19 protein-coding genes and 2 pseudogenes are annotated in these 24,278 nt (G+C 44.3%); 12 read left to right on the plus strand and 9 right to left on the minus strand.

All coding sequences use genetic code 11. The annotated features are described in order from the left end of the window. Positions 1–73 precede the first annotated feature (73 nt). From ccoG to R7R24_RS19075, 3 genes are read left to right on the plus strand one after another with little or no spacing between them, the layout of a single operon-like run. Positions 74–1,495 (plus strand): cytochrome c oxidase accessory protein CcoG, encoded by a 1,422-nt coding sequence (gene ccoG / locus R7R24_RS19065; RefSeq protein ID WP_005379038.1) that lies wholly within the window; start codon positions 74–76, stop codon positions 1,493–1,495. Positions 1,496–1,543: 48 nt separating this feature from the next. Then, the gene (locus R7R24_RS19070) at positions 1,544–2,530 is read left to right on the plus strand and encodes a serine/threonine protein kinase (RefSeq protein ID WP_005379037.1); all 987 of its coding nucleotides are present in this window, start codon (positions 1,544–1,546) and stop codon (positions 2,528–2,530) included. A gap of 34 nt (positions 2,531–2,564) precedes the next feature. Beyond that, positions 2,565–3,167, plus strand: a complete 603-nt coding sequence (locus R7R24_RS19075) for a thiol:disulfide interchange protein DsbA/DsbL (protein WP_054579446.1) — start codon at positions 2,565–2,567, stop codon at positions 3,165–3,167. Between the two features lie 46 nt (positions 3,168–3,213). On the opposite strand, the gene R7R24_RS19080 is transcribed toward R7R24_RS19075, so the two are convergent. After that, a complete protein-coding gene (locus R7R24_RS19080) occupies positions 3,214–4,092 on the minus strand; it encodes an acyltransferase (RefSeq protein WP_005379035.1) in 879 nt (292 codons plus the stop codon). Positions 4,093–4,241: 149 nt separating this feature from the next. On the opposite strand from R7R24_RS19080, the gene R7R24_RS19085 reads away from it, so the two are divergent. After that, positions 4,242–5,198 carry a DUF2860 domain-containing protein gene (locus R7R24_RS19085; RefSeq protein ID WP_005379034.1) on the plus strand — a complete coding sequence of 319 codons (957 nt, stop codon included), beginning with the start codon at positions 4,242–4,244 and terminating at the stop codon, positions 5,196–5,198. A gap of 55 nt (positions 5,199–5,253) precedes the next feature. On the opposite strand, the pseudogene R7R24_RS19090 reads toward R7R24_RS19085, so the two are convergent. Continuing rightward, positions 5,254–6,135: pseudogene (locus R7R24_RS19090) on the minus strand (YifB family Mg chelatase-like AAA ATPase); the annotation flags it as partial. A 60-nt stretch (positions 6,136–6,195) separates the two neighbouring features. Here R7R24_RS19090 and R7R24_RS19095 point away from each other — a divergent pair. After that, on the plus strand, positions 6,196–7,743 hold the full coding sequence (locus R7R24_RS19095) for a recombinase family protein (protein WP_258665935.1): 1,548 nt from the start codon (positions 6,196–6,198) through the stop codon (positions 7,741–7,743). Between the two features lie 233 nt (positions 7,744–7,976). On the opposite strand, the gene R7R24_RS19100 is transcribed toward R7R24_RS19095, so the two are convergent. From R7R24_RS19100 to R7R24_RS19120, 5 genes and pseudogenes are all read right to left on the minus strand, one after another. Then, positions 7,977–9,815 carry a retron Ec67 family RNA-directed DNA polymerase/endonuclease gene (locus R7R24_RS19100; RefSeq protein ID WP_258665937.1) on the minus strand — a complete coding sequence of 613 codons (1,839 nt, stop codon included), beginning with the start codon at positions 9,813–9,815 and terminating at the stop codon, positions 7,977–7,979. A gap of 657 nt (positions 9,816–10,472) precedes the next feature. Then, positions 10,473–11,408, minus strand: coding sequence for a hypothetical protein (locus tag R7R24_RS19105; protein WP_065274977.1), 936 nt, complete (start codon positions 11,406–11,408; stop codon positions 10,473–10,475). Positions 11,409–11,682: 274 nt separating this feature from the next. Continuing rightward, positions 11,683–12,264: a recombinase family protein gene (locus R7R24_RS19110; protein WP_029804253.1), complete on the minus strand. Its 582-nt coding sequence runs from the start codon at positions 12,262–12,264 to the stop codon at positions 11,683–11,685. Positions 12,265–12,412: 148 nt separating this feature from the next. Continuing rightward, positions 12,413–12,784, minus strand: a complete 372-nt coding sequence (locus tag R7R24_RS19115; protein WP_065274978.1) for a hypothetical protein — start codon at positions 12,782–12,784, stop codon at positions 12,413–12,415. A gap of 74 nt (positions 12,785–12,858) precedes the next feature. Continuing rightward, a pseudogene (locus R7R24_RS19120) lies at positions 12,859–13,515 on the minus strand (magnesium chelatase domain-containing protein); the annotation flags it as partial. A 465-nt stretch (positions 13,516–13,980) separates the two neighbouring features. Here R7R24_RS19120 and ilvG point away from each other — a divergent pair. The 5 genes from ilvG to ilvA are packed head-to-tail and all read left to right on the plus strand — an operon-like array spanning position 13,981 to position 20,279. After that, on the plus strand, positions 13,981–15,627 hold the full coding sequence (gene ilvG / locus R7R24_RS19125; protein ID WP_005378960.1) for an acetolactate synthase 2 catalytic subunit: 1,647 nt from the start codon (positions 13,981–13,983) through the stop codon (positions 15,625–15,627). 11 nt (positions 15,628–15,638) lie between these two features. Beyond that, the gene (ilvM, locus tag R7R24_RS19130; RefSeq protein WP_005378958.1) at positions 15,639–15,923 is read left to right on the plus strand and encodes an acetolactate synthase 2 small subunit; all 285 of its coding nucleotides are present in this window, start codon (positions 15,639–15,641) and stop codon (positions 15,921–15,923) included. Between the two features lie 12 nt (positions 15,924–15,935). Further along, positions 15,936–16,874, plus strand: a complete 939-nt coding sequence (gene ilvE / locus R7R24_RS19135; protein ID WP_054579445.1) for a branched-chain-amino-acid transaminase — start codon at positions 15,936–15,938, stop codon at positions 16,872–16,874. Positions 16,875–16,887: 13 nt separating this feature from the next. Then, the gene (gene ilvD / locus R7R24_RS19140; protein WP_053308105.1) at positions 16,888–18,729 is read left to right on the plus strand and encodes a dihydroxy-acid dehydratase; all 1,842 of its coding nucleotides are present in this window, start codon (positions 16,888–16,890) and stop codon (positions 18,727–18,729) included. Between the two features lie 2 nt (positions 18,730–18,731). Further along, complete coding sequence (gene ilvA, locus R7R24_RS19145; protein WP_054579444.1) at positions 18,732–20,279, plus strand: threonine ammonia-lyase, biosynthetic; 1,548 nt, start codon at positions 18,732–18,734, stop codon at positions 20,277–20,279. 54 nt (positions 20,280–20,333) lie between these two features. Here ilvA and punR read toward each other — a convergent pair whose 3' ends face one another. Next, entirely contained in the window at positions 20,334–21,236 is a 903-nt protein-coding gene (gene punR, locus R7R24_RS19150; RefSeq protein WP_005378948.1) for a DNA-binding transcriptional activator PunR, read from the minus strand. 152 nt (positions 21,237–21,388) lie between these two features. On the opposite strand from punR, the gene punC reads away from it, so the two are divergent. Continuing rightward, positions 21,389–22,594 carry a purine nucleoside transporter PunC gene (gene punC / locus R7R24_RS19155; RefSeq protein WP_054579443.1) on the plus strand — a complete coding sequence of 402 codons (1,206 nt, stop codon included), beginning with the start codon at positions 21,389–21,391 and terminating at the stop codon, positions 22,592–22,594. Between the two features lie 44 nt (positions 22,595–22,638). On the opposite strand, the gene R7R24_RS19160 is transcribed toward punC, so the two are convergent. Further along, positions 22,639–23,415 carry a transporter substrate-binding domain-containing protein gene (locus tag R7R24_RS19160; RefSeq protein ID WP_054579442.1) on the minus strand — a complete coding sequence of 259 codons (777 nt, stop codon included), beginning with the start codon at positions 23,413–23,415 and terminating at the stop codon, positions 22,639–22,641. A gap of 115 nt (positions 23,416–23,530) precedes the next feature. Between R7R24_RS19160 and R7R24_RS19165 the strand changes: the two genes are divergently transcribed. Beyond that, on the plus strand, positions 23,531–24,271 hold the full coding sequence (locus tag R7R24_RS19165; RefSeq protein ID WP_005383852.1) for an amino acid ABC transporter permease: 741 nt from the start codon (positions 23,531–23,533) through the stop codon (positions 24,269–24,271). Positions 24,272–24,278: the final 7 nt, after the last annotated feature.

A 24,278-nucleotide genomic window follows, 5' to 3' on the forward strand; every position in this document is an offset into this window, starting at 1 on the left:
GAGCAGCAATGTCATCGAGCGACATCAATAGAAATGACGCCGTACATTATAAAAGCCTAAGAAGGATGAGTGCATGAGTCAGGACAAGATCGATATCAAAGATGTGACTCCTAAAACCTATAATCCCAAAACCCATAAAGGAAACGGGGATCGGTTCAACCCAAGTAATCGCATCTATGTACGCGAAAGCAAAGGGACTTACCAGAAACTGCGTCGTTACGGTGGTTGGTTCTTACTGCTTCTCTTCGCTTTGATACCGTGGATCCCTTACGGTGAACGTCAAGCGATCTTGCTTGATATTGGCAACCAGCAGTTCAACTTTTTCGGTACCACCCTGTACCCACAAGATCTTACCCTACTCGCCTTGCTGTTTGTGATCGCGGCGTTTGGGTTGTTCTTTATTACCACCTTCTTAGGTCGGGTTTGGTGTGGCTATCTCTGCCCACAAACCGTCTGGACCTTCATGTATATCTGGTTTGAAGAGAAGCTCGAAGGTAGTGCCAATAAACGCCGTAAACAAGACTCCAATAAGCTGACGGCGAATTTAGCGATGCGTAAAGCCGTCAAACATATAGCTTGGTTTGCCATTGCACTCGCCACTGGTTTTACTTTTGTTGGCTACTTCGTACCAATGAAGCAATTGGTTATCGACTTTTTCACCTTTAACGCCAACTTCTGGCCCGTCTTTTGGGTAATGTTCTTTGCCATTTGTACTTATGGTAATGCTGGTTGGATGCGTTCCATCATGTGTATTCACATGTGTCCTTACGCGCGCTTCCAGTCTGCCATGTTTGATAAAGACACCTTCATCGTTGGCTACGATGCAAAACGTGGGGAAAAACGTGGCCCACGTCCGCGTAAAGCCGATCCAAAGCAGCTTGGTTTGGGTGATTGTATTGATTGTGATTTGTGTGTGCAGGTGTGCCCAACAGGTATCGATATTCGTGACGGCTTGCAGTATGAATGTATCAACTGTGGCGCCTGTATTGATGCGTGTGACAACACCATGGATCGCATGGGCTACGAGAAAGGCCTAATTAGTTACACCACCGAGCATCGCTTATCGGGTAAGAGTACCAAAGTCATGCGTCCGAAGCTGCTAGGCTATGGTGCCGTACTACTCGTCATGGTCGGTCTTTTCTTTGCCCAAATTGCAGCGGTAGACCCAGCCGGCATGAGTGTTATTCGCGACCGTAACCAACTGTTCCGCGTTAATAGCTCGGGAGAAGTAGAAAACACCTACACCCTCAAGGTGATCAACAAAACTCAGCAAGTGCAAGAGTACTCGTTGGATGTTGAAGGGCTATCCGATGTAAGCTGGTATGGTAAGCAGACAATTCAGGTCCAGCCAGGTGAGGTATTGAACCTGCCAATGAGTCTTGGTGCCGATCCTGACAAGCTAAACTCTGCGATTACGACAATTCAGTTTATACTCACCGATAAGAGCAACGAATTCACCATTGAAGTGGAAAGCCGATTTATCAAGAAGCTATAACTTCGATGACTAATGGAAAAAGGCTCAGTAATGAGCCTTTTTGTTTATATGTCCCAAAGTATGTTTAACTTTGACGCCCTTACCCCAGACTTTATGTGGTACGCGTTAGAAAGCATCGGCGTTCGCGCAGAATCAGGCTTTCTTCCCCTCAATAGCTACGAAAACCGTGTTTATCAATTTACTGACGAAGAGCGTCGTCGTTATGTCGTCAAGTTTTACCGTCCTGAACGTTGGAGCAATGAACAGATCCAAGAGGAGCACGACTTTACTTTAGAGCTGATTGGCAATGAGATCCCCGTCGCACCACCTGTGCGCATCAACGGTGAAACCCTGCATCACTATCAAGGCTATGCTTTTGCGCTGTTTGATAGCGTGGGTGGTCGCCAATACGAGGTTGACAATTTAGATCAGCTCGAAGGTGTAGGGCGTTTCCTTGGCCGAATCCATAAAGTCGGCAGCCGCCAAGCCTTCCAACATCGCCCTACGATCGGCTTACAAGAATACCTGTATCAACCAAGAGAGATTCTGCAAAACGCCAATATGATTCCAATGCACTTGGAGAACAGCTTCTTCAATGACTTGGATATGCTGATCAAATCAATTGAAAGCCACTGGCAAGAAGGCTTCAATATGATTCGTTTGCATGGCGATTGCCACCCAGGCAATATTTTGTGGCGAGATGGCCCTATGTTTGTTGATTTGGATGACGCTCGTAACGGCCCTGCAGTACAAGACTTATGGATGCTACTGAACGGTGAACGCCAAGACAAACTGATGCAGTTGGATATTGTTTTAGAGGCTTACCAAGAGTTTTGCGATTTTAATCCTGCAGAATTGAAACTAATCGAGCCACTTCGCGGTCTGCGAATGGTGCACTATATGGCATGGCTAGCAAAACGTTGGCATGACCCTGCATTTCCTCTCGCTTTTCCATGGTTTAATGAGCCAAAATACTGGGAAGGTCAGGTCCTTGCATTTAAAGAGCAGATCGCCGCTTTAGAAGAAGCACCGCTGTCTTTAATGCCTCAATGGTAAGTCAGGCCAAAAATTCAAAAATGGAGATATTTCGATGAAAAAACTGTTCGCACTGTTTTCTATGCTGATGTTAAGCCTGTCGGCACATGCAGCGCAATTCAAAGAAGGTGAACATTACAAAGTATTGGATCTTGAGGCATCAAAAAAACCTCTTGTGACGGAGTTTTTCTCTTTCTACTGCCCGCACTGTAATAGCTTTGAACCGGTTATCCAGCAACTGAAAAAGCAGTTGCCAGAAGGTGCTAAGCTATTAAAAAACCACGTTTCTTTCATGGGTGGCAACATGGGCCCATCAATGAGCAAAGCCTACGCAACGATGGTTGCATTAAAAGTGGAAGACAAAATGGTGCCAGTGATGTTTAACCGCATCCACAATCTAAAGAAGGCGCCACGTAATGATGAAGAACTTCGTCAAATCTTCCTTGATGAAGGTGTAGACGCGAAAAAATTCGATTCTGCATTCAAAGGCTTCGCGGTTGATTCAATGGTTCGCCGTATGGACAAGCAATTTGAAAACAGCGGTCTAACCGGCGTTCCTGCGGTTATCGTTAACAACAAATACCTAGTTCAAGCACAAAGCATCAAAACGATGGATGAGTACTTCTCTCTGGTGAACTACTTGCTGACACTAAAATAAGCACATCGATATCAATCAAAAGGGGAACACGTCGCTCCCCTTTTGTTTATTTGTAAATCTCTTGTAGCAACCGATCTTTTTCTTGCCACACATCCCCCAACCATTGCTGAAATTGTCGCTTATAGGGCTTATCGTTGAAGTAATCACCAAGCACTCTTTCATCAACGGGTAACACATTTACACGCACAACCACCTTGCTCATGCGGCCCATCAATAAATCCTTGAACGGTTTATGCGTATTTTCTGGGTACGCCAACGTAACGTCGATAATGCTCTCGAACTGCTCCCCCATCGCCGCTAACGTGTACGCAATCCCGCCCGACTTTGGTTGCAGCAAATATTGATAGTTTGCTTTACTCTTACGCTGCTTTTCTTCGGTAAATCGGGTTCCTTCGACATAGTTAACCACTGTGGTTGGAGTGTGTTTGAATTTAGCGCACGAGCGACGTGTCGTCTCTAAATCTTGACCTCGCTTATGAGGATTGCGGATCAGATACTCTCGCGAATAGCGACGCATAAATGGCATATCGAGCGCCCAACACGCCATCCCGATGAAAGGCACATACAGCAGTTGTTGCTTGAGGAAAAACTTCGGCATGGGAATACGGTCTTTAAACACGCAGCAAAGCACAACAATATCTGTCCAACTGAGATGATTACTGATCAGCAGATACCACCCGTCTTTTTTAAGCGCTTCACCGCCCTGAACATCCCACTCAACACGGTTAGATACCGCCAGAATGCACGCATTAACGGTAGCCCATAACCACATCACCTTATTGGCACAAGCGGTCGCTATCGCTTTTAGCTTTACGCCAGGAAGCAATATTTTAAATACAGCGATAACACAAATTGCGAGTGAACAAACCGCAGAATTGAGAATCACAAAAGAAGCGTTAAAAAAAAATAACAAATATGCCAACATGATAGTCAAACAACAGTGATAATGTGTGAAGAATAAAACAGCGTGTAATTATACTGCGCCTTTGCCACATTGGAACATGCGTGGGAATGGTCAGATTTGTTACCGCAACCAATATGTGCACCACTCATTCGACAACAAGGAGATAACGAATGAAACCAAGGCTACTTCTCTTGCCTTTGGCCTTTGTCGTCAGTTCTGCTCAGGCTCAACTCGCTGAAACCGCAGGTTTTGGCGGTGAAATTTCGCTGAATGCCGGATTCATATCATCAGAATCCAATTTCAATACAGAAAATAGTAACACCATCGATTCTCTCGATAAGCGTGCCGATAGTGACAGTTCCGTTATCGCTGCACCGCTAGGGAGTGTGACATACACCTTTGGTAGCCGACTCAACCACCAAGTTTACGCCGGTACCACACGCTCAGATGTCGCGGTAGGTACACTCGCTTTTCAGTTGGGCTATCAACACGAGCTACAATCTGGCACCGTGCTCGATGTTTCCTATCTGCCGACGGTACTCAAAGGCGAAACTTGGCGCAACCCTTATCAAGTAGGAACCGCACGTAAAGAGACGGATGTTGACGGCAATGCGTATCGCTTTCAGATCAAAGGGTTGATTGATAAGAACTTCAACCTTGATCTTGCTTATGCTGATAAAGACATCGAGCAGGAGGAAGTGACAGACCGCTCACTTGCTCGCGATGCTAACCTTTACTATGTCAAAGGCGACTATCGCATTCCACTCAACCAAACATCTATGTTGCAACCCGCTTTCACCTACATCAATCAAGATGCCGACGGTAAGGCGGAGTCATTTGATTCGTACGGATTTGACATTAGCTGGTTTAAATTTATCAACCGTCATCGATTGGCCCTCACCGCGGGTTATGCATGGAAAGACTATCAAGCAGCTAGCCAAACTTTTGCTAAAACACGAAATGACGACACCATCAGCCTATTTGCGGCCTACGAATATCAAAACGTATTTGACTGGCAAGACTGGTCGTTCATTTCTTTAGCCGGCTATAGCCAAACTGACTCGAATATCACGTTTTATGAGGAGAAAGAGTACCTATTGTCGCTTGGTCTCAACTACACCTTCTAACGTCCTTCATCGCAACAAGGTGCTTACAACACTTGTTGCGATGACACTTTGCTGTCTATACCGCTTGCGCCGTAAGCTGTTTCAGCAAACGGTCCATCGCTCGATACCCAAGCGCCTCGGCCAAGTGCGTTCGTTCAATTTGCTCCGCCCCATCCAGATCGGCGATTGTTCGCGCCACTTTGATAATACGATGATATGCACGAATCGAGAGCCCTAAACGATGCAAAGCGGTTTCAAGAAACTCAGCATCACTCTTATGCAAGGGACAAAACGCCTCAATTTCTCGACTACCTAGCAGTGCATTGACCTTACCACTGCGGTTTAGCATATTGTTACGCGCATGGCTCACACGCGCTTTTACGATAGCAGTCGGCTCACCGCGATCACCACCTTCTGCTAATGTCCCTTTGGGCAAAGCTGGGATTTCTAAAGACATATCAAAGCGATCTAACAGTGGTCCAGATAATCGACCAAGGTAGCGCAAAATAGCTTGTGGATTGGTGCGCGCTTGATTGCCTTCGTAATATCCTGTCGGGCTTGGGTTCAAGGCTCCGACTAATTGGAAACGAGCCGGAAAGCGTGTTTTACCTTGCGCTCGAGAGATAATGATCTCTCCAGATTCGAGCGGTTCGCGTAACGAGTCCAGAACTTTACGATCAAATTCGGGCATTTCATCGAGAAACAATAACCCGTTGTGGGCTAAAGAGATCTCCCCTGGTCTGGGTACCGAACCACCGCCGACTAATGCCGCCATTGAACTTGAATGATGCGGAGAACGAAACGGACGCGACTTCCAGTTATGCTCATTAATTTCACTCTGAGTCAACGATGCCACCGAAGCGGTTTCCATTGCTTCTTCGTCACTCATTTCCGGTAATAAGTCACACAAACGCGAAGCCAACATCGTTTTTCCAGTACCTGGCGGGCCAAGGAAAAGGAATCTTAGATATAATAGACCCACGTTATTTTTAGGAGTACATAAGTTAGTTTTTTAGTAATGACAAAAGCATACAGTTACATTCGTTTCAGTACTAAAGGGCAAATAGAAGGTCGTAGCTTGCAGAGACAGTTAGAAACTGCTCGGGAGTACGCAGAGGAAAACGGGCTAGAATTACAGAGCCTTTCTTTTCAAGACTTAGGTGTTAGTGGGTTTAAAGGACGTAATAGTGAACAAGGGGCTCTTTCCCAGTTTATAGAAGCGGTTAAAGAAGGGACTATTCCTGAAGGAAGTTGGTTACTCCTAGAAAGCTTTGACCGTATGAGCCGTCAACCAGTCGAAAAGTCCATGCGTCTTCTCATGGAGCTTGTCGAGCTTGGTATCACCGTCGTAACTCTCATGGATAAACAGGTATATAGAAGAGGTCAGCTTGATATGACAAAGTTGATTATCTCGCTTGTAATCATGAGCAGAGCACATGAGGAATCGGCTGCGAAAAGTAAACGCCTAGCTGATGTATGGCATGCAAAACAAGCCGTTGCTCATCTAAAACCATTGGGAACTCATCTACCTGCATGGCTCGAATACAACGAAGACAAAACTAAAATACAGATTAACTATGAGAAAGCAGTGATTGTTCGTTATATCTTTGAGCTTTCAGCAAATGGGTATGGACGGTCTGCTTTAATAAGAAAGCTAAATTCGCAGGGGATTGCTCCTATAGGCTCAAGAGCTAAACGCTGGCACGTATCTTATGTGACTAAGCTACTTAATAATACTGCGGTTCTAGGTGAATATATCCCACATGTTACAGACAAGCTTGGTCAAAGAGTTCCTACAGGGGAAGTCATAGAAAACTACTATCCTCCTATTATAGAAAAAGACTTATGGCTAAGAGCGAAGGCAGCGGCTCAAAGTAGAAAAATTAGAGGGACTGGAGCAATTCGTAGAGGTCACACACGCAATATTCTATCAGGGATGGTTTCTTGCGAATGTGGTTCTTCGATGCAGTTTGTCAACAAAGGCTCTTCAGACAAAGGAGGTTATTACCTTGTTTGTAGCACAGCGAGACATGGTGCTGGATGTCAATACATAGGTCACCGTTATTACTCTATTCAGTGGGTTGTTCTCATCGCTCTTCAAAAGCTTCTCCATACATTTGCAAACAAAGCAGATAACCACGAAAAAGAAATGCTGCTAGAAGGTGAGCTTGTCGAGCTAGATAGGAAGCTAAACAACCTTATCAATGATTTAGAAGAAAATGGGGCTAGTAAGTACATTAGCTCAGCGATACGTAAAACTGAGCAGCGTGTGGATATAGTTAAGAACGAGCTGTTGATGCTTCAAAGTTCTAAGGCAGTAGAAAATGATGAGGTTGACTTACAAGAGATAACGCTACGCCTTAATGAAAACTTCGAACGCCTGCGTTTACATCAATACTTGAAGAGACATATTGCCAACATAGTGGTCTACAAAAATAAAGAACGGTTGGAGATAAACCTAAAGACAGGGGAAGATATCATCTTAACTTTTATCCCGTCAGATAACTTGTGGCAGAGTAATACAGGAGTCTCTTTCAGCGTTACTTTTGATACTCGCTGGGGATAATTTTTAGCACAGTTCTGAATAAAAACCATAATAAAACAGCCTGCCGATTATTCAATATGAACAGCGCAGGCTGAATTTAAAACTTCAATTGATTAAAGGGTAAAGCCTGATTACTTAACTCAATTACAACTTGGTGACTTATGGTGTTAAAGTAAGGCTTTAAACAAGTAGGATCACATATTAGCCAAAGCTATCAAAATTACAAAAAGTAAAGTTAATAGCTTTTTAAATGACTATTTAATTGATTTATAGTGATCTATCACCGATACAATTCTATTTAAAATCTCATCAAACCCAGAAAAATCAATACTTTTTTTGTGCGCATGAACTACATGATTTGCAAATGCATCTTTACTTAGGTCATTATCTGGATCACGTTTGTTTATAGTATTAAAACACTTTCCTTGATATTGCCTTAGTCGGTCAGCATCCTTAAAGAAATATTCTATATCTGTATCTTGCCCACCGCTCCCTTTTGGTGTCATCACTAAATATAAATTATGAAAAATATGTACAAAATCAGCACTTCTTATATCTTTTGAAGATGTTGGAGATACATACTTATCTTTAATTCCATTAACATAATTAATTAGATCTTTAGGTCCTTTATCATTATCAACAAGAATAATCACTGGTTTATCAGATTTGGGCGCTTTGTAGTATTTATAGTGCTGCCTATAGTGCATTACAAAGGTTTTAAGGTAATCAGCCCCACCAAACAGCTCCAATAAATACCTAGTACGTTCACTATACTCTACAAACTTCATCAATAACTTATATGGATTGTTATTAATACTCTCTTGCGCTAACTGAGGATATGAATTTGCAAGCATATGAATAGCAGCTTTCATATAAACATTATCTGTTTTGCCCTCTGTAAGCACTGTAGGTAATTCATTAGCATAAAATAATCGATAAAAAATGAATCGACTAAACGTCTTCTCTTTACCATTATGTAAATGACGTCTTAACTTTGCCATGTTACGCTGGTGCAAAGCTTCTTTTTTGGGTTGATACTTAGCTTCAAGTGCAGGATGCTGTCTTAATCTATTATAATGTTCGACTTGGTCTATAAAGTTTAAGCGGCCTTCTAATCTATTTATATTGCCTTTGATTACTTCATCATTTGAAATCTCATCAAAAGAGCCTGTTTTAAACAGTGAGTTACATTGAGCTCTAACAGTACGCCAATACTCTTTTTTTGTGTTCGGTTTCTTGTTTACTACCAAACCTGTTACATCTTGCCTAGAATCTTTATATTGATCTCTGGTTTTATCTTTATTTATGCTAAAACCTGATCTTCTTATTTCAGATTGAAGTTTTTTACCAACAACTAATTCACCTTCAACAGTTCTAGCTATATTTTTTGATATCTTAGATTCATTCGTAGAGAATGTTATATCATCAGCGTACCTTGAATATATACATGAGTTATCAAATGCAAGTTTCGATAATCTTATATCAAGTGAATGAGTTATTAGGTTAGTGATTACTGGAGAACAAGGGCTACCTTGAGGTAGTTCATTATTGTAGCACGCTATTTTTGCAATTGCTGTTGCTATTTCAGGTTCAAGAAGAAAGTGTTTATTCTTGATAAAAAAACCTCTAACTCTACCAAAATTAAAACTACTAAAAAAGTTCTCTAGGTCAATATTGAATACATGCTTTCTACCCACATGCATCATTGCGTTTGTTATGATAGATCGATTTCTTTCAAACCCATGCGAAAGAGAAGGTTGTTTTATTTTTGAATTAGAGCATTTTACTTTAAGATGTTTTGAATTATTAGCTCTAGGGCGAGAAAATTCAGAGTTAGGAAAGTTTATCTTATTAATTTCGTCTAAACAATCTAACAACAAGTTGGAAAGTGATTTTTGGATTGTTTTTAGCTTATCGCTAGGTGAATTAATTATTCTTTCACCGCCATTCTTCTTTGGTATTTTAAACTGAGTATATTGGTTGTCAGTGCCTACAATATATATACAGTGTGTAAATATAGAAGGTCTAATGTTTAATAGTTTAGCGAGTTCTGGCTTGGTTTTAGCACTTTTTAAAGCTTGTAGTTGGGTCATTATGAGTACCTCGAAAAGTGGTTTATGGGCACTCCTACGCAAACTTGACATTACGTTAAAAAGGCATCAGAAAATATGAAACCTTAAAAGGCAATCCTATCGGACATTTTTTTCACTGATCGCGAAGCGCGATCCAAAATCTGCCCATAAACCGCCTACATGATACCTAAAAATATAACTAAGATAATGATTTTATTCTTTTTTTGTGATTAGCAAGTCAAATATTTACGTAAAAATGAAATAATCTAACAATAATAATTAAAATTGATTGATTAATGTCTAATTTTTCTATTAAAAACATCTATACTTGACATAATCTATTTAACAAAAGTACTCATAACCTCTACCAGTTAGCAGTTGTTTGTGTTGAGTTAAAATCTATTCTTAGGTAGCAAAGAATAATAAGCATTATCTGAAAGGGTGTTTGAGTACTGTTGACACAAACTCTAATCTAGACTCATCGATTGACCAAAAAACAAAATATTACTAACTATATGATTTTTAATATTTTTTGTTTAAATAACATATATATCTAACCCTTTGGTGACCACCTAGAGATCTTAGCGGTCACAAGTGACCACCCTAGCGTCTTCCCAAAGATTTACACTAGCTTGCGGCTACCGCTAAGACCTCTCTGTGGGTTTTCTGCTGTAAATGCTAGGTTTTCACCGTGGCTTTTTCGAATTTCTCGTATTCATTAACGTCACCCTCACCATACTTTAGAATGACTTCGTTTTCGTCCCAACTACGCTTTACGACAATCCCTAATGCTCTTTTATCTAAAGTATTTAATGCCTTTCTAAAGGCCATAGGGTTTCTTTGGATTAACTCTTTGAGGGCACTTTCTTGATAAATGATTTCTTGTAGCTCTAACTCTTCTTCAGATAAATCAGCATCAAACCTTTCACCTTTATAGGCTTTTGATAACCTACTGATAATTGGGAACCCGTCCTTATCGAAATCGTCAGGTGTTACCTCAAACCTCTTTAATAGCTTTTTTCTAAGCTTTTCTGCCGCCTTTTGATAATCACTCGACCACTCTTTCACATTAGGTAAACCAACCTCGATACAGGCTTTCTGAGCGTTCAAAATATGTAACCCTTGGGATTCACTGCAATCAAATAACTTGGCGGTTTTGCGCTTTGAAAGTGGCTCTAGGTTTTCCCCCTGCATCAAAGACTGCTTAAACTTATTTTGCCATATCTCAGACTGATCTAAGGCTGTACCGTGTTCTACGTTCTTAGTAAGAGAATCCAAATAAGCCTCTGCTTCTGTATAGCCTCGATAAATTTTTACGGGGACTAAAAGGTTTTGGCTTGGGTTGTCTTTAAGGAACTTGTGGCATGCCTCCGTGCGGTGGAAACCACTCACTACATACAACTCACCGTAAATATCATAGGCTTCTATTGGTTCCCTAATGCCATTACCATTCTCTAAACTGGTAAGAATGTTTCTGAGTTGCCTTTGTCTACTGTTTTCTGAGGCTGCTCTGTCTGCTCTTTTAGCTATCAACTGTGTTTGTCTGCTTTGAAACCTTTCATCGAGAACAAGCTGTCTAGGGTCAATTTGCTCTAAAGTGCACTGTTTCATCATCGTTTACTACTGGTATAACTCTATCTGTGGTTGGTTAGTATGATTGAACCTCACAAACACTCTACCTTCTGATAATCATGGGTAGGCGGGGAGGGGTTGGACGATATGGTTTTTCCTGCGATTGCACCGCCTAATTACGTACACACAAAGTGTGTTTTATTTTTGGCTGAAATTGTGAGTGGAAAATAACCAAATAACGGTAAAAAAAATTAATTGAATTTTTTATGTGTGCTTGTTGTTTCATTTTTTAATAGCAAAGCAATCTCAGAGAGGTCTAAAGCTTCTTAGCTTCTGCTGTTAGCCTCTTAACTGTCGAAATAGAAACATTAAGCTTTTCTGCTGTTTTCGAAATAGAAAGTCCTTGAGAGCGCATTTCAGCTACTCTTTGAGGTGTAGCCTTAACGGGACGTCCTATCGTTTTTCCTTGGGATCTAGCTCTAGCCTGCCCTTCAATTGTTCTTTCTCTGATTCGGTCTCGCTCAAACTCAGCAAAAGCCGTGAACATTCTCAACATAAGCTTACCTTCAGAAGTCGTTAGGTCTTTTGTTGGTAAGTCTAGGCTATGAACATTAACACCTTTCTCACACAGAAGTTTTATTGTCTGCTGCACATCAATGTTGTCACGCCCTAAACGGTCAAGCTTTAAGACAACTAATGTGTCTCCTTTCATTAGCTTATGCTCTACCATCGTCTTAAAGCCTTTACGCTCCATTGCGCATACGGCTCCTGAAACAGTCTCTTCCACTACAAATGCTTCATCGACTTCATAGCCTCTGTCTTTAAAAGCTTGCACTTGGTTTTCTGTGGTCTGTTCAGTTTTGGATACACGGCAGTAGAAGTACGTTCTGCAACTCACCTTACCTTACTCCTTAAGACTTAAAAGTAGGGTTATTTTATAGGCTAGGCTTAAATCAATCAACACCCTACTTTTAAAACAGATCAAGTTTAGTTCATCTTAGATGGTCTAAAAACGAATGTTTTTGAGCCTATGTGTTCTTTTGGACTTATGGTTCTCTCGTGTGAAAAGTCTTCATATCGATGCTCAGCTTGTACTTTGAGTTTAGCCGTATGTATCGTGTATAACTAATGACCACAAGGTTATCTACTGGGTATCCTGTTTTCTCCAGTTGATTTAAAAACCAACGCATAACATTAGGTACGTCCGCACCTCTCCAGTCACCGTTTGCTGGCATTGAACTTTTCCTGTTGTATTCAGCGTCAAATTCTACATCTGCGTGGAGTGCCAGAGGCTCGTCATAGTTCAACTTCCATCTCTGCTCTTCATCAAAGCAGTCAGGATATCGCTTTGTTAGATAGTCTAGAGTGATGGGTTGGCGTAGATCTTTGACTTGTATATCAACTAGTTTCATTACCATGATTAACTCTCCGTAGTAACAAGAACTCATTAAGATTAGTGTTCAATATTGAAGAATTTATTAATAGGTCTTTTAGGTTCCAAAAGTAGTAAGTTGTGGTTTCCAGCGGCAGCAATCTCCAGTGCTCGCTTACCTTGTTGTTGGCCAATAATATCTTGTAAGTCTCGACCATGTTTTTCGATCGTTTTTCGCTTAGGCGTTTGAAAAAGATTCAGTCGATGTTGACCACAAAGCTCGGCACATACTTCCAGTAATGATTGGGCCGATTTATGTTGTTCCTTCCCCACCAGCGCCGCCTGATCGCCATTCACATGTGGGACGACCAAATGACGTTGAATCTTACTGGCTTCCAGCGCAGCAGGCAGCACACCTTTTACAGGTCTCAGACCACCAGATAACGCTAACTCACCAACAAATTCGTAGTTTTTGAGCTTATCTGTCGCGATTTGCTCCGAAGCGGCCAAAATTCCCAATGCAATAGGAAGATCAAAACGCCCTCCCTCCTTGGGTAGATCTGCCGGAGCCAAGTTCACGGTGATCCGCTTAGCAGGAAATTGAAAGTTAGAATTAATGATCGCACTGCGTACGCGATCTTTGGACTCTTTTACCGTTGTCTCTGGCAAGCCTACTAAGGTAAACCCTGGCATGCCGTTGCTGATATGAACTTCTACACTAACCGATGGCGCTTGCACCCCGACGCTTGCTCGACTATGAATGATTGCCAGCCCCATACGTTCCTCAATTTTTTTGAACACTCTGTAAACAAATGTTTTATCTAGTTGGTTATGTTATATACCGCGTCCCAATTGAGAGTTAATGTGAAAAAAGAATGACTTTTTGCTTGTCATGCAGCGGAATTGTGTGATACCACTAATGACGCAAACAATTTCGTAGAACATTACACAACATTTTTTAACGAAAAAAGAACGACAGACAGATGAACCTTTTCGCTCATATCAACGCACTGCTAGCCCTGATTATCGTGGTCATTATTGGCACCGCGCGGGGTATTGTGGGCGAAAGGTAACCACAAATTACAAAAAACCCCCGCACTGAAAAGTCCGGGGGTTTTTTTACAACTACAAGTTGTCATCTGTCTAACCCTCGGACAGTTTAACGGGAAGAATGGGAGTGCACATGAAGTGCAATAAATATGGCAATCGCTACGAGCCACAACGTAGCAAAGGAGGTTTACGATGACTGGTGCACAACTTGTCGTAGCCGCTTTAAGACAGCAAGGCATCGAAACCGTTTTTGGCTACCCCGGCGGGGCCATCATGCCAATCTATGATGCTTTGTATGACGGTGGGGTGGAACACATCCTATGCCGTCACGAGCAAGGGGCCGCTATGGCAGCTATCGGGATGGCTCGCTCCACTCAAGACGTTGCTGTGTGCATGGCAACTTCTGGCCCAGGAGCCACTAACCTTGTTACCGGCCTTGCCGACGCTTTCCTTGACTCCGTACCTCTAGTTGCCATCACAGGCCAGGTTGCTAGCTCTCATATCGGTACCGATGCATTCCAAGAAATGGATGTGATCGGAATGTCCCTAGCCTGTACTAAGCACAGCTATCTCGTGACCGAAATTGAAGATCTAGCTCCGACACTTGCCGAAGCCTTTGAGGTCGCAAAAACCGGTCGTCCGGGTCCTGTCATTGTCGATATCGCCAAAGACGTTCAACTCGCTCAAGCACCTACAGACCTTCTTCCTCCATACATAGCACCAGCAATCGAAGATGTCAGCGCTGAAGATATCAAACGTGCGCAAGATGTGCTGGCAGCATCTACTCGCCCAGTGTTGTATGTTGGTGGTGGCGTGCAACTTGCGAAAGCAACCGATGCAGTACGCGAATTTCTTCGCTTAAACCCAATGCCTGCAGTTAGCACATTAAAAGGCCTCGGTACCATTGAACGCCATGATCCTCACTATCTTGGTATGTTGGGTATGCATGGCACCAAAGCCGCCAACCTAGTGGTTCAAGAAGCCGATCTATTGATCGTGGTTGGCGCGCGTTTTGATGACCGTGTGACGGGTAAGCTCGATACGTTTGCACCAAATGCGAAAGTGATTCACATCGACATTGATGCTGCGGAGATTCATAAACTGCGCCACGCCAACGCACCATTACGTGGCGACATCAACACCATTCTTCCTCAGCTAGAGCTGACTCAAGATATCTCACCGTGGGTTCATCACAGTGAAAGTCTGCGCAGCGGCTTTAAGTGGCGTTACGACCACCCAGGCGAGTTAATCTACGCACCGCTATTGCTTAAACAACTGTCTGACATGATGCCAGATAGCTCAATTGTCTCGACCGACGTCGGTCAGCATCAGATGTGGGCAGCGCAACATATCCAGCCACGCGAACCACAAAATTTTATCACTTCTGCTGGCCTTGGCACCATGGGCTTTGGCTTGCCAGCAGCGATGGGCGCTGCAGTCGCACGTCCTGATGATCAGTCTATCCTTATTACAGGTGACGGTTCATTTATGATGAACGTTCAGGAATTGGGCACGCTGAAGCGTCGTCAGATTCCAGTGAAGATTGTCCTTCTTAATAACCAACGTCTTGGCATGGTTCGCCAATGGCAGTCATTGTTCTTTGACGGTCGCCACAGTGAAACCATTCTTGATGACAACCCAGATTTCGTGATGTTAGCAAAAGCATTCGATATCCCGGGCAAAACCATCACCAAGAAAGAAGAAGTCGAACCTGCTCTCAAAGAGATGCTAGCGAGTGAAACTTCTTACATGCTTCACGTTTTGATTGATGAAGAAGAAAACGTGTGGCCATTGGTGCCACCTGGCGCATCAAACAGTGATATGTTGGAAAATACATAGGAGACAATCGCATGGACAGATATTTACTCGACATCAAAGCCGATGACAAACCGGTACTGTTGGAGCGCGTTCTACGTGTGATTCGTCACCGAGGTTTCGTGATCAAACAAGTCGCTGCTACGCAAAACCACGAAAGCAAAGTAGCCAGCGTCGAGATCATCGTCGACAGCGATCGACCAATCTCGTTTTTGATCAATCAAATAGAGAAGTTGTGGGACGTTCGTAAGGTTGAGGTGCTAAAAATCCGCAACGATGAACTGCCAAATCACAACTTACAACAACACGTAAGTGCATAAGGAAGGCAACAAATGGCAACGAAAACTGCAGATTTCATTTGGTTTAATGGTGAGATGGTTCCATGGGCAGAGGCGAACGTTCACGTTCTGACTCACGCAATGCACTATGGTACATCCGTGTTTGAAGGCGTGCGCTGTTACAACACACCAAAAGGCCCAATTGTCTTCCGTCACCGTGAGCATGCACAACGTCTAAAAGATTCTGCCAAGATTTACCGCTTTCCGATCCCTTTTTCTGTAGAAGAAATCATGGAAGCGACCCGCGAAACACTGCGCCAAAACAAACTCGACAGCGCTTACATTCGTCCATTGGGTTTTGTCGGTAATGTTGGCTTAGGCGTATGTCCACCAGTTGGCACTGAGATGGATCTAATCATTGCAGCATTTCCTTGGGGCTCTTACTTAGGCGAAGAAGCGCTAGAAAAAGGTGTCGATGCGATGATTTCAAGCTGGAACCGCGCTGCGCCAAACACCATCCCAACTGCAGCTAAAGCAGGCGGTAACTACCTATCTTCACTACTGGTTGGTGGTGAAGCGCGTCGTCACGGTTACGACGAAGGTATTGCGCTAAGCGTAGATGGTTACCTATCGGAAGGGGCTGGTGAAAACATCTTCGTTATCAAAGATGGCGTAATCACCACACCACCAGCAACTAGCGCGATTCTACCGGGCATCACTCGCGACTCGATCATGACAATTGCACGCGATAAAGGCCACGAAGTCCGTGAAGCGAACATTGCTCGTGAAGCCCTTTACCTTGCCGATGAAGTCTTCATGACAGGTACTGCGGCTGAGATTGTACCAGTGGCAACCATCGACAAGATTGAAGTGGGCACTGGTAAGCGCGGCCCTATCACTAAAGAACTACAAGCAGCCTACTTTGGCCTATTTGACGGCACCACGGAAGATAAGTGGGGCTGGTTAGACTATGTGTACCCAGAACAGAAGTAAGAAGGATTAGGAAATGCCAAAATATAGATCAGCTACCACCACACATGGTCGTAACATGGCGGGTGCACGAGCACTGTGGCGTGCAACGGGTGTGAAAGAAGAAGACTTCGGTAAACCAATCATCGCCGTTGTAAACTCGTTTACTCAATTTGTTCCGGGTCACGTACACCTGAAAGACATGGGTCAGCTTGTAGCACGCGAAATCGAAAAAGCTGGCGGTATTGCGAAAGAATTCAACACCATCGCGGTTGATGATGGTATCGCAATGGGTCACGGCGGCATGCTGTACTCACTGCCTTCACGCGAACTGATCGCAGACTCTGTGGAGTACATGGTCAACGCGCACTGTGCCGATGCCATGGTATGTATCTCTAACTGTGACAAAATCACTCCGGGAATGTTGATGGCATCTATGCGTCTCAACATCCCGGTTATCTTTGTTTCTGGTGGTCCAATGGAAGCGGGTAAAACCAAGCTTTCTGATCAGATCATCAAACTAGACCTTGTAGATGCGATGATCCAAGGCGCGGATCCAAAAGTGTCTGATGAGCAAAGTGAGCAGATCGAACGTAGCGCATGTCCAACGTGTGGATCGTGTTCAGGCATGTTCACCGCAAACTCGATGAACTGTCTAACAGAAGCCCTGGGTCTTTCTCAGCCGGGCAACGGTTCTATGCTGGCGACGCACGCAGACCGTGAACAGCTGTTCCTTAATGCAGGTCGTCGCATCGTTGAACTGACTCGTCGTTACTACGAGCAAGATGACGAATCAGCACTGCCTCGCAACATCGCTACGTTTGATGCCTTCGAAAACGCAATGGCACTGGATATTGCAATGGGTGGCTCAACCAACACCATTTTGCACCTACTTGCCGCGGCGCAAGAAGGTGAAGTGGATTTCGATATGGAAGATATCGATCGCCTATCACGCCAAGTACCACACCTATGTAAAGTGGCACCATCTACCCAGAAATATCACATGGAAGACGTGCACCGCGCTGGTGGTGTAATGGCTATCCTTGGTGAGCTTGACCGTGCAGGTCTTCTACACAATGATGCGCGCACCGTGCTTGGCCTTTCGATGAAAGAGCAGCTGGCGAAATACGACATCATCCAAACTGAAGACGAAGAAGTACTCAAGTTCTACCGCGCAGGTCCTGCAGGTATTCGTACTACACAAGCATTCTCACAAGATTGTCGCTGGGATCGACTTGATGATGATCGCGCTGAAGGTTGTATTCGTGCCAAAGACAATGCTTTCAGCCAAGAAGGTGGCCTAGCCGTTCTATCAGGCAATATCGCATTAGATGGTTGTATCGTTAAGACTGCTGGTGTGGATGAGAGCATTCATAAATTCACTGGCCCAGCCGTAGTATTTGAAAGCCAAGAAGACGCCGTAGAAGGCATCTTGGGTGGCAAAGTAAAAGCTGGCGACGTGGTAATTATCCGTTACGAAGGCCCTAAAGGTGGTCCGGGCATGCAAGAAATGCTTTACCCAACCACTTATCTAAAATCGATGGGCCTTGGCAAAGAGTGTGCACTTCTGACTGACGGCCGTTTCTCTGGCGGCACATCAGGTCTGTCAATCGGTCACGCCTCTCCTGAAGCAGCAAACGGCGGTGCAATTGGTCTGGTAAAAGAAGGCGATATGATCGCAATTGATATTCCAAACCGTTCAATTTCACTCCAAGTGTCTGAACAAGAACTTGCTGAGCGCCGTGCAAAACAAGACGAACTAGGCTGGAAACCAGTTGACCGCCAACGTGAAGTTTCATTTGCACTCAAAGCGTACGCGAGTATGGCAACCAGTGCTGACAAGGGTGCAGTACGAGACAAGTCGAAGCTAGAGGGCTAGCAATGATGGAAGCTCAACCCGAAAAACAAGTGAACCAAACTGGCGCAGATTATCTGCGCCAGATCTTGCGTGCTCCTGTGTATGAAGTCGCGACTGTCACACCTTTGCAAGAGATGCCTCGCCTTGCTGCTCGTATTGGCAACAATGTGCAAATCAAGCGTGAAGATCGCCAACCCGTACACTCGTTCAAATTGCGCGGTGCATACAACATGGTGGCGAGTTTATCTGAAGCACAAAAAGCCGCTGGTGTCATTGCAGCATCGGCAGGTAACCACGCACAAGGCATGGCGCTTTCTGGTACTAAGCTTGGCATTAAGACCACTATCGTGATGCCAAAAACCACACCAGACATCAAAGTCGATGCGGTACGCAGCTTTGGTGGCAATGTGGTGCTGCACGGCAGTAACTTTGATGAGGCCAAAGCCGAGGCAGAGCGTCTATCCGAGTTAAACGGGTACACCTTTGTCCCACCGTTCGATCATCCACTGGTGATTGCTGGTCAAGGCACCATCGGCATGGAAATGCTGCAACAAAATGGTCACCTTGACTACATCTTCGTTCCTGTCGGTGGTGGCGGTTTGGCTGCGGGTGTTGCAGTACTCGTGAAGCAGCTCATGCCAGAAATCAAAGTGATTGCGGTCGAGCCAGAAGATTCTTCATGCCTCAAAGCGGCATTGGATGCAGGTGAACCAGTAGTATTAGACCAGGTCAGCATGTTTGCCGATGGCGTTGCAGTAAAACGCATTGGTGAAGAGACGTTTCGTCTATGCCAAAAGTACATTGATGGCCATATTGCAGTCTCTAGCGATGAAATCTGCGCAGCAGTAAAAGACATCTTTGAAGACACCCGTGCGATTGCAGAGCCTTCTGGCGCGCTTGCTCTGGCGGGCTTGAAGAAGTTTGCTGAACAGAACAAGCTGAAAGACAAAAACCTAGGTACGGTATTGTCTGGCGCAAACACCAACTTCCACGGTCTGCGTTATGTTTCTGAACGCTGCGAGCTTGGTGAAAAACGTGAAGGTCTGCTTGCCGTCACCATCCCTGAGCGTCAAGGTGCTTTCTTTGAGTTCTGTAATCTCATTGGCGGCCGTGCCGTGACAGAGTTTAACTACCGCTACAACGATGACTCATTGGCAAATATCTTTGTCGGTGTGCGTTTGCAAGGCGGTCAGGAAGAGCTAGAACATATCATTCGCGACTTACGTGATGGTGGCTACCCAGTGGTTGATTTGTCTGATGATGAAATGGCGAAGCTGCACGTGCGCTACATGATTGGTGGTAAGCCGTCTAAGCCGCTTAAAGAGCGCCTCTACAGCTTTGAATTCCCAGAGTATCCTGGGGCGCTACTTAAGTTCTTAAGCACACTCGGTACTCATTGGAATATCAGCTTGTTCAACTACCGTAACCACGGCGCTGACTACGGACGCGTTTTATGTGGTTTCGAGTTAGATGAAAGCGATTTAGCTCAGTTTTCTGCACATTTACGTGAACTTGGCTATCAATGCAAAGACGAGACAGACAACCCATCGTATAAGTTTTTCTTGTCATAAAACGCCACATTTTAAACATATCAATGAAAACACCTCGCTAATGCGAGGTGTTTTTTATGACTGTAACCAATCTTTATGTAGCTGATTAGGCGACCCAAGATAGTCCACCATCCACTGGATCAATTTATGATTATCATCTTTGCGCCATACTAAGCAGCAGTGACTGAGCGGTTTATCATCCGGCATGACCTTCTCCACCAGCACACCATCATTGATTAAGGGTGTTGCAATATGACGTGGCATGTAACCCACGCCCACCCCATTTTTTAAACATTCAATCGCACTATACCAATTGGGCAATAATAATCGGCGCTGTTGCGGATAATGGCCAGTATGGCGTTTTGGCAGCACATTCGAAGTATCATCAAGACAGATCGCCGGAAATTGACTCACAAACGCTTCAGTAAGCACTTGTTGTCGAACGCAAGGATGAGCGGGTGACATTACAAATGCCCAATCTAATACGCCCATATCTTTGACTTCAAAATCTCCCCCAACGGGAACCGCAGATGTCGCGCCAACGACAATGTCGGCTCGACCTTGTGCTATGGCTTCCCAAGAACCATTGAAGACCTCCATATTGATCTGCAATTCAGCAAATTCAAACTCGCGATAGAAATCTTCCACCAAAGGTTTGAGTTTTTCTAACTTCACCACGTTATCTAAGGTCAGCTTTAACGTGCTTTTCCATCCTTGAGCCGCTCGCCGCGTTTGTGCTTTCACCTCTTCCATTTGACGCAGCAAAGAGCGCGCCTCGGCCATAAAAAGTTCACCCGCTGGAGTTAGCTCGACTTTCCTTGGTAAACGTCGAAACAGCACCACATCTAAATCTTGCTCGACCTGCCTTACTCCATAGCTGATGGCTGAGGGGACTTTATGCAATACCTCAGCCGCAGCGGTGAAACTGCCTAAACGGGCAACCGTATCCAGCATTTCCAAAGACGCTTTAGAGAACATGATTTAACCTTTCAAAAAATTTGATTGATAACCAACAATTTTAGCGTTTTATTTTCTCAAAATCGAAAAATAGAATAATAAGGTAAATAAATCAGGGTTGGCGCCAACTGATGTTGATAAAAAAATGATTAAATAATTTGACTGGTTGAATCATGAAAATCTCAAAACTACAGCTCATTTACCTGGCAGCATTATCGATGCTTGGCTTCGTTGCTACGGATATGTATCTGCCAGCATTCAAAGCGATGGAAATCGACTTTGCAACAGGCCCTGAGCAAATTGCTCTCTCTTTAACGGTATTCCTCGTTGGTATGGCGATTGGCCAACTAATGTGGGGATTGGCATCCGATAAATTTGGCCATCGTAATACACTCGCAGCCGGGTTGGTGCTATTTACTATCGCGTCATTCGGTTTGGCTTTCTGTGATCAAGTATGGCAACTACTCACACTGCGCTTTATCCAAGCTATCGGTGTGTGTGCACCAGCCGTGATCTGGCAGGCTATGGTCATTAAACGCTACTCAAGCAGTAGCCAACAAATTTTTGCGACAATCATGCCACTCGTCGCGCTATCACCAGCACTAGCACCTCAATTAGGGGTTGTGTTGGCAGATAACTTCGGCTGGCACAGTATCTTTATTACGCTAACACTGGTTGGTGTCTTTTTGGTCTTTGCGACCATGGCACAAAAAGACGAGAAAGCAGAAATCAAACAAACCAGTATGTCTGCCGACATCAAAGCGCTGCTGAGTTCTAAAAAATACCTTGGCAACGTGTTTATGTTTGCGACGGCTTCAGCTGCATTCTTTGCTTACCTAACTGGGATGCCAGAAATCATGGCGCAACTGGGCTACGAAGCAAAAGATATTGGTTTGAGCTTTATCCCACAAACCATCGCGTTTATGGCTGGTGGCTACTTAGGTAAAGTAGGCGTTCGAAAATTTGGTGATGAAAAGGTTCTGCGCCAACTGATTGGCCTATTTAGTGTCGCGGCATTAATGATTTTCATTGCTTCACAGTGGGATCTGTCATCGATTTGGCCTATTCTTGCGCCATTCTGTTTGATTGCCGTTGCTAACGGCGCGCTGTACCCAATCGTGGTAAACCGTGCACTGGCCAGCGCACAACAGAGCCCTGCAACAGCAGCAGGTCTGCAAAACAGCCTGCAAATCTGTGTAAGTAGCTTCTCAAGTGCATTGGTAGCCGCAATGGCAAGCCAAGCTCAGATGGTTACTGGCATCGCAATCATCATCTGTATGGGTGGGCTGTGGATGGGATACATTCTGTCGAATCGCGAATTATCCAAGCACTTTACGACTCCTGACAACGCCCGAGTCGTGAGTGAAGACGAACTTTAATCGTTCAGATAATAAAAAGAGCCGCGCAATGCGGCTCTTTCTGTTTATAAGCTTTTCAACCCCCATTTCTTGGCAGTCTGCTTAAAAAAGCCTTGAGTCTTTTTCAACTCTACCCAGTGATTGATGTAATTAATCCATACTTGATCGTCTTGCGGCAACAACATAGCAATTGGGGTTGGTTTACGCGGTGCGGTCACTGGCACTATCGCCAACTGTTTAAACTTATCCACCAACGTCGCTGCTTCCACATTGGACGTCACCGATACATCGGCCCTGCGAGCTAGTAGTTCTTGGAAGTCGCGCGCTGGCGCTTCAATAACAATATGCTGAGCAGACGGGAAGAACTCTTTCACCATTTTTTCTTGTACCGTACCTAACGTCGCCGCGACTTTTACTTCTGGTTTATTAAAATCCGCCCAATCAGAGAATTTGGCGAGATCTTTCTTTTGTACCACAGGTACAAAGGAAAGGTAGAAATATGGCTGGCTATATCCAGCTACTTTCGCGCGAGACATGTTCAGAGATGCGCTGCCAGTAATATCGTATTTGTTGGCGGTAATGCCATTAACTAGCGTCTTCCAATCCGTGGGCACATACTCCACTTTTACACCGAGATCTTTAGCAAGTTCTGTTGTTACATCGATATCGAAGCCACGATAACTGTTTGTCGCGGGGTCTTTCATCGTCATCGGATTCCAATCTCCCGTCGTTCCAACTCGGAGTACGCCATTGTCTAAAATGGATTGAAGACGGCTTTCAGCGTGAGCGACTTGAGTCGCAGCAAGCAAACACATTCCTAGCACTAGTAAAATCTTTCTCATTTTTATTCCCTTAAAAATAATGACCTTATACGGTTTAATAATTAACCTTTATTAGAGCTCTACTGATAACATAGCAGCAACAAAGGAAGTTTTTTAGTTAATTCAGGGAGTAAATGTGACGTTTCGAACTCTATGGCTGTTTTCACTGCTATTACTCACTGGTTGTTCAGATTATCAATGGGGCTGGTATGTACTTGACCCTTCGACGGATCAAGGGCTCACCAATCTAAAGTTTTTAATCGCTGGGTTTAATGACACCATTCAGGTATCACTCCTCAGTATGTTATTTGCGATGAGCTTGGGTCTGATCGTTGCGTTACCCGCTCTGTCGGACTCAGCCTCTCTGAAGTGGATAAACCGTATTTATGTCGAGGTGATCCGTTCAGTGCCAGTTTTAGTCTTACTACTTTGGGTGTATTACGGCATGCCTACGCTATTGGATGTCTCACTCAATCACTTTTGGGCGGGTGTTATTGCACTGACTATCGCTGAGAGCGCGTTTATGGCGGAAGTATTTCGCGGTGGAATACAAGCTATCAGCCGTGGCCAGCATGAAGCGGCTGAATCTTTGGGCTTAAGCTATTGGCAAAAGATGCGCTTGGTAATTCTTCCCCAAGCATTTCGACAAATCCTCCCTCCACTGGGCAATCAATTTGTCTACATTCTCAAGATGAGTTCTTTAGTCAGCGTGATTGGTTTAAGCGATCTCACTCGCCGTGCTAATGAGCTGGTGGTGAATGAGTACTTACCCTTAGAGATTTATACCTTCCTCGTTTTGGAGTACTTGTTGCTCATCCTATTTGTATCTCAAGCCGTTCGTTGGCTCGAAAAACGTATTGCTATTCCTAGCTACTAACGATGAA

This window comes from Vibrio sp. 704 (assembly GCF_033339295.1).

Excerpts from the sequence above, each read along its gene's own strand:
- ccoG (WP_005379038.1), top strand. The coding sequence starts at position 74 with ATGAGTCAGGACAAGATCGATATCAAAGATGTGACTCCTAAAACCTAT.
- R7R24_RS19070 (WP_005379037.1), top strand. The coding sequence starts at position 1,544 with ATGTCCCAAAGTATGTTTAACTTTGACGCCCTTACCCCAGACTTTATG.
- R7R24_RS19075 (WP_054579446.1), top strand. The coding sequence starts at position 2,565 with ATGAAAAAACTGTTCGCACTGTTTTCTATGCTGATGTTAAGCCTGTCG.
- R7R24_RS19080 (WP_005379035.1), bottom strand. The coding sequence starts at position 4,092 with ATGTTGGCATATTTGTTATTTTTTTTTAACGCTTCTTTTGTGATTCTC.
- R7R24_RS19085 (WP_005379034.1), top strand. The coding sequence starts at position 4,242 with ATGAAACCAAGGCTACTTCTCTTGCCTTTGGCCTTTGTCGTCAGTTCT.
- R7R24_RS19095 (WP_258665935.1), top strand. The coding sequence starts at position 6,196 with ATGACAAAAGCATACAGTTACATTCGTTTCAGTACTAAAGGGCAAATA.
- R7R24_RS19100 (WP_258665937.1), bottom strand. The coding sequence starts at position 9,815 with ATGACCCAACTACAAGCTTTAAAAAGTGCTAAAACCAAGCCAGAACTC.
- R7R24_RS19105 (WP_065274977.1), bottom strand. The coding sequence starts at position 11,408 with ATGATGAAACAGTGCACTTTAGAGCAAATTGACCCTAGACAGCTTGTT.
- R7R24_RS19115 (WP_065274978.1), bottom strand. The coding sequence starts at position 12,784 with ATGGTAATGAAACTAGTTGATATACAAGTCAAAGATCTACGCCAACCC.
- ilvG (WP_005378960.1), top strand. The coding sequence starts at position 13,981 with ATGACTGGTGCACAACTTGTCGTAGCCGCTTTAAGACAGCAAGGCATC.
- ilvM (WP_005378958.1), top strand. The coding sequence starts at position 15,639 with ATGGACAGATATTTACTCGACATCAAAGCCGATGACAAACCGGTACTG.
- ilvE (WP_054579445.1), top strand. The coding sequence starts at position 15,936 with ATGGCAACGAAAACTGCAGATTTCATTTGGTTTAATGGTGAGATGGTT.
- ilvD (WP_053308105.1), top strand. The coding sequence starts at position 16,888 with ATGCCAAAATATAGATCAGCTACCACCACACATGGTCGTAACATGGCG.
- ilvA (WP_054579444.1), top strand. The coding sequence starts at position 18,732 with ATGATGGAAGCTCAACCCGAAAAACAAGTGAACCAAACTGGCGCAGAT.
- punR (WP_005378948.1), bottom strand. The coding sequence starts at position 21,236 with ATGTTCTCTAAAGCGTCTTTGGAAATGCTGGATACGGTTGCCCGTTTA.
- punC (WP_054579443.1), top strand. The coding sequence starts at position 21,389 with ATGAAAATCTCAAAACTACAGCTCATTTACCTGGCAGCATTATCGATG.
- R7R24_RS19160 (WP_054579442.1), bottom strand. The coding sequence starts at position 23,415 with ATGAGAAAGATTTTACTAGTGCTAGGAATGTGTTTGCTTGCTGCGACT.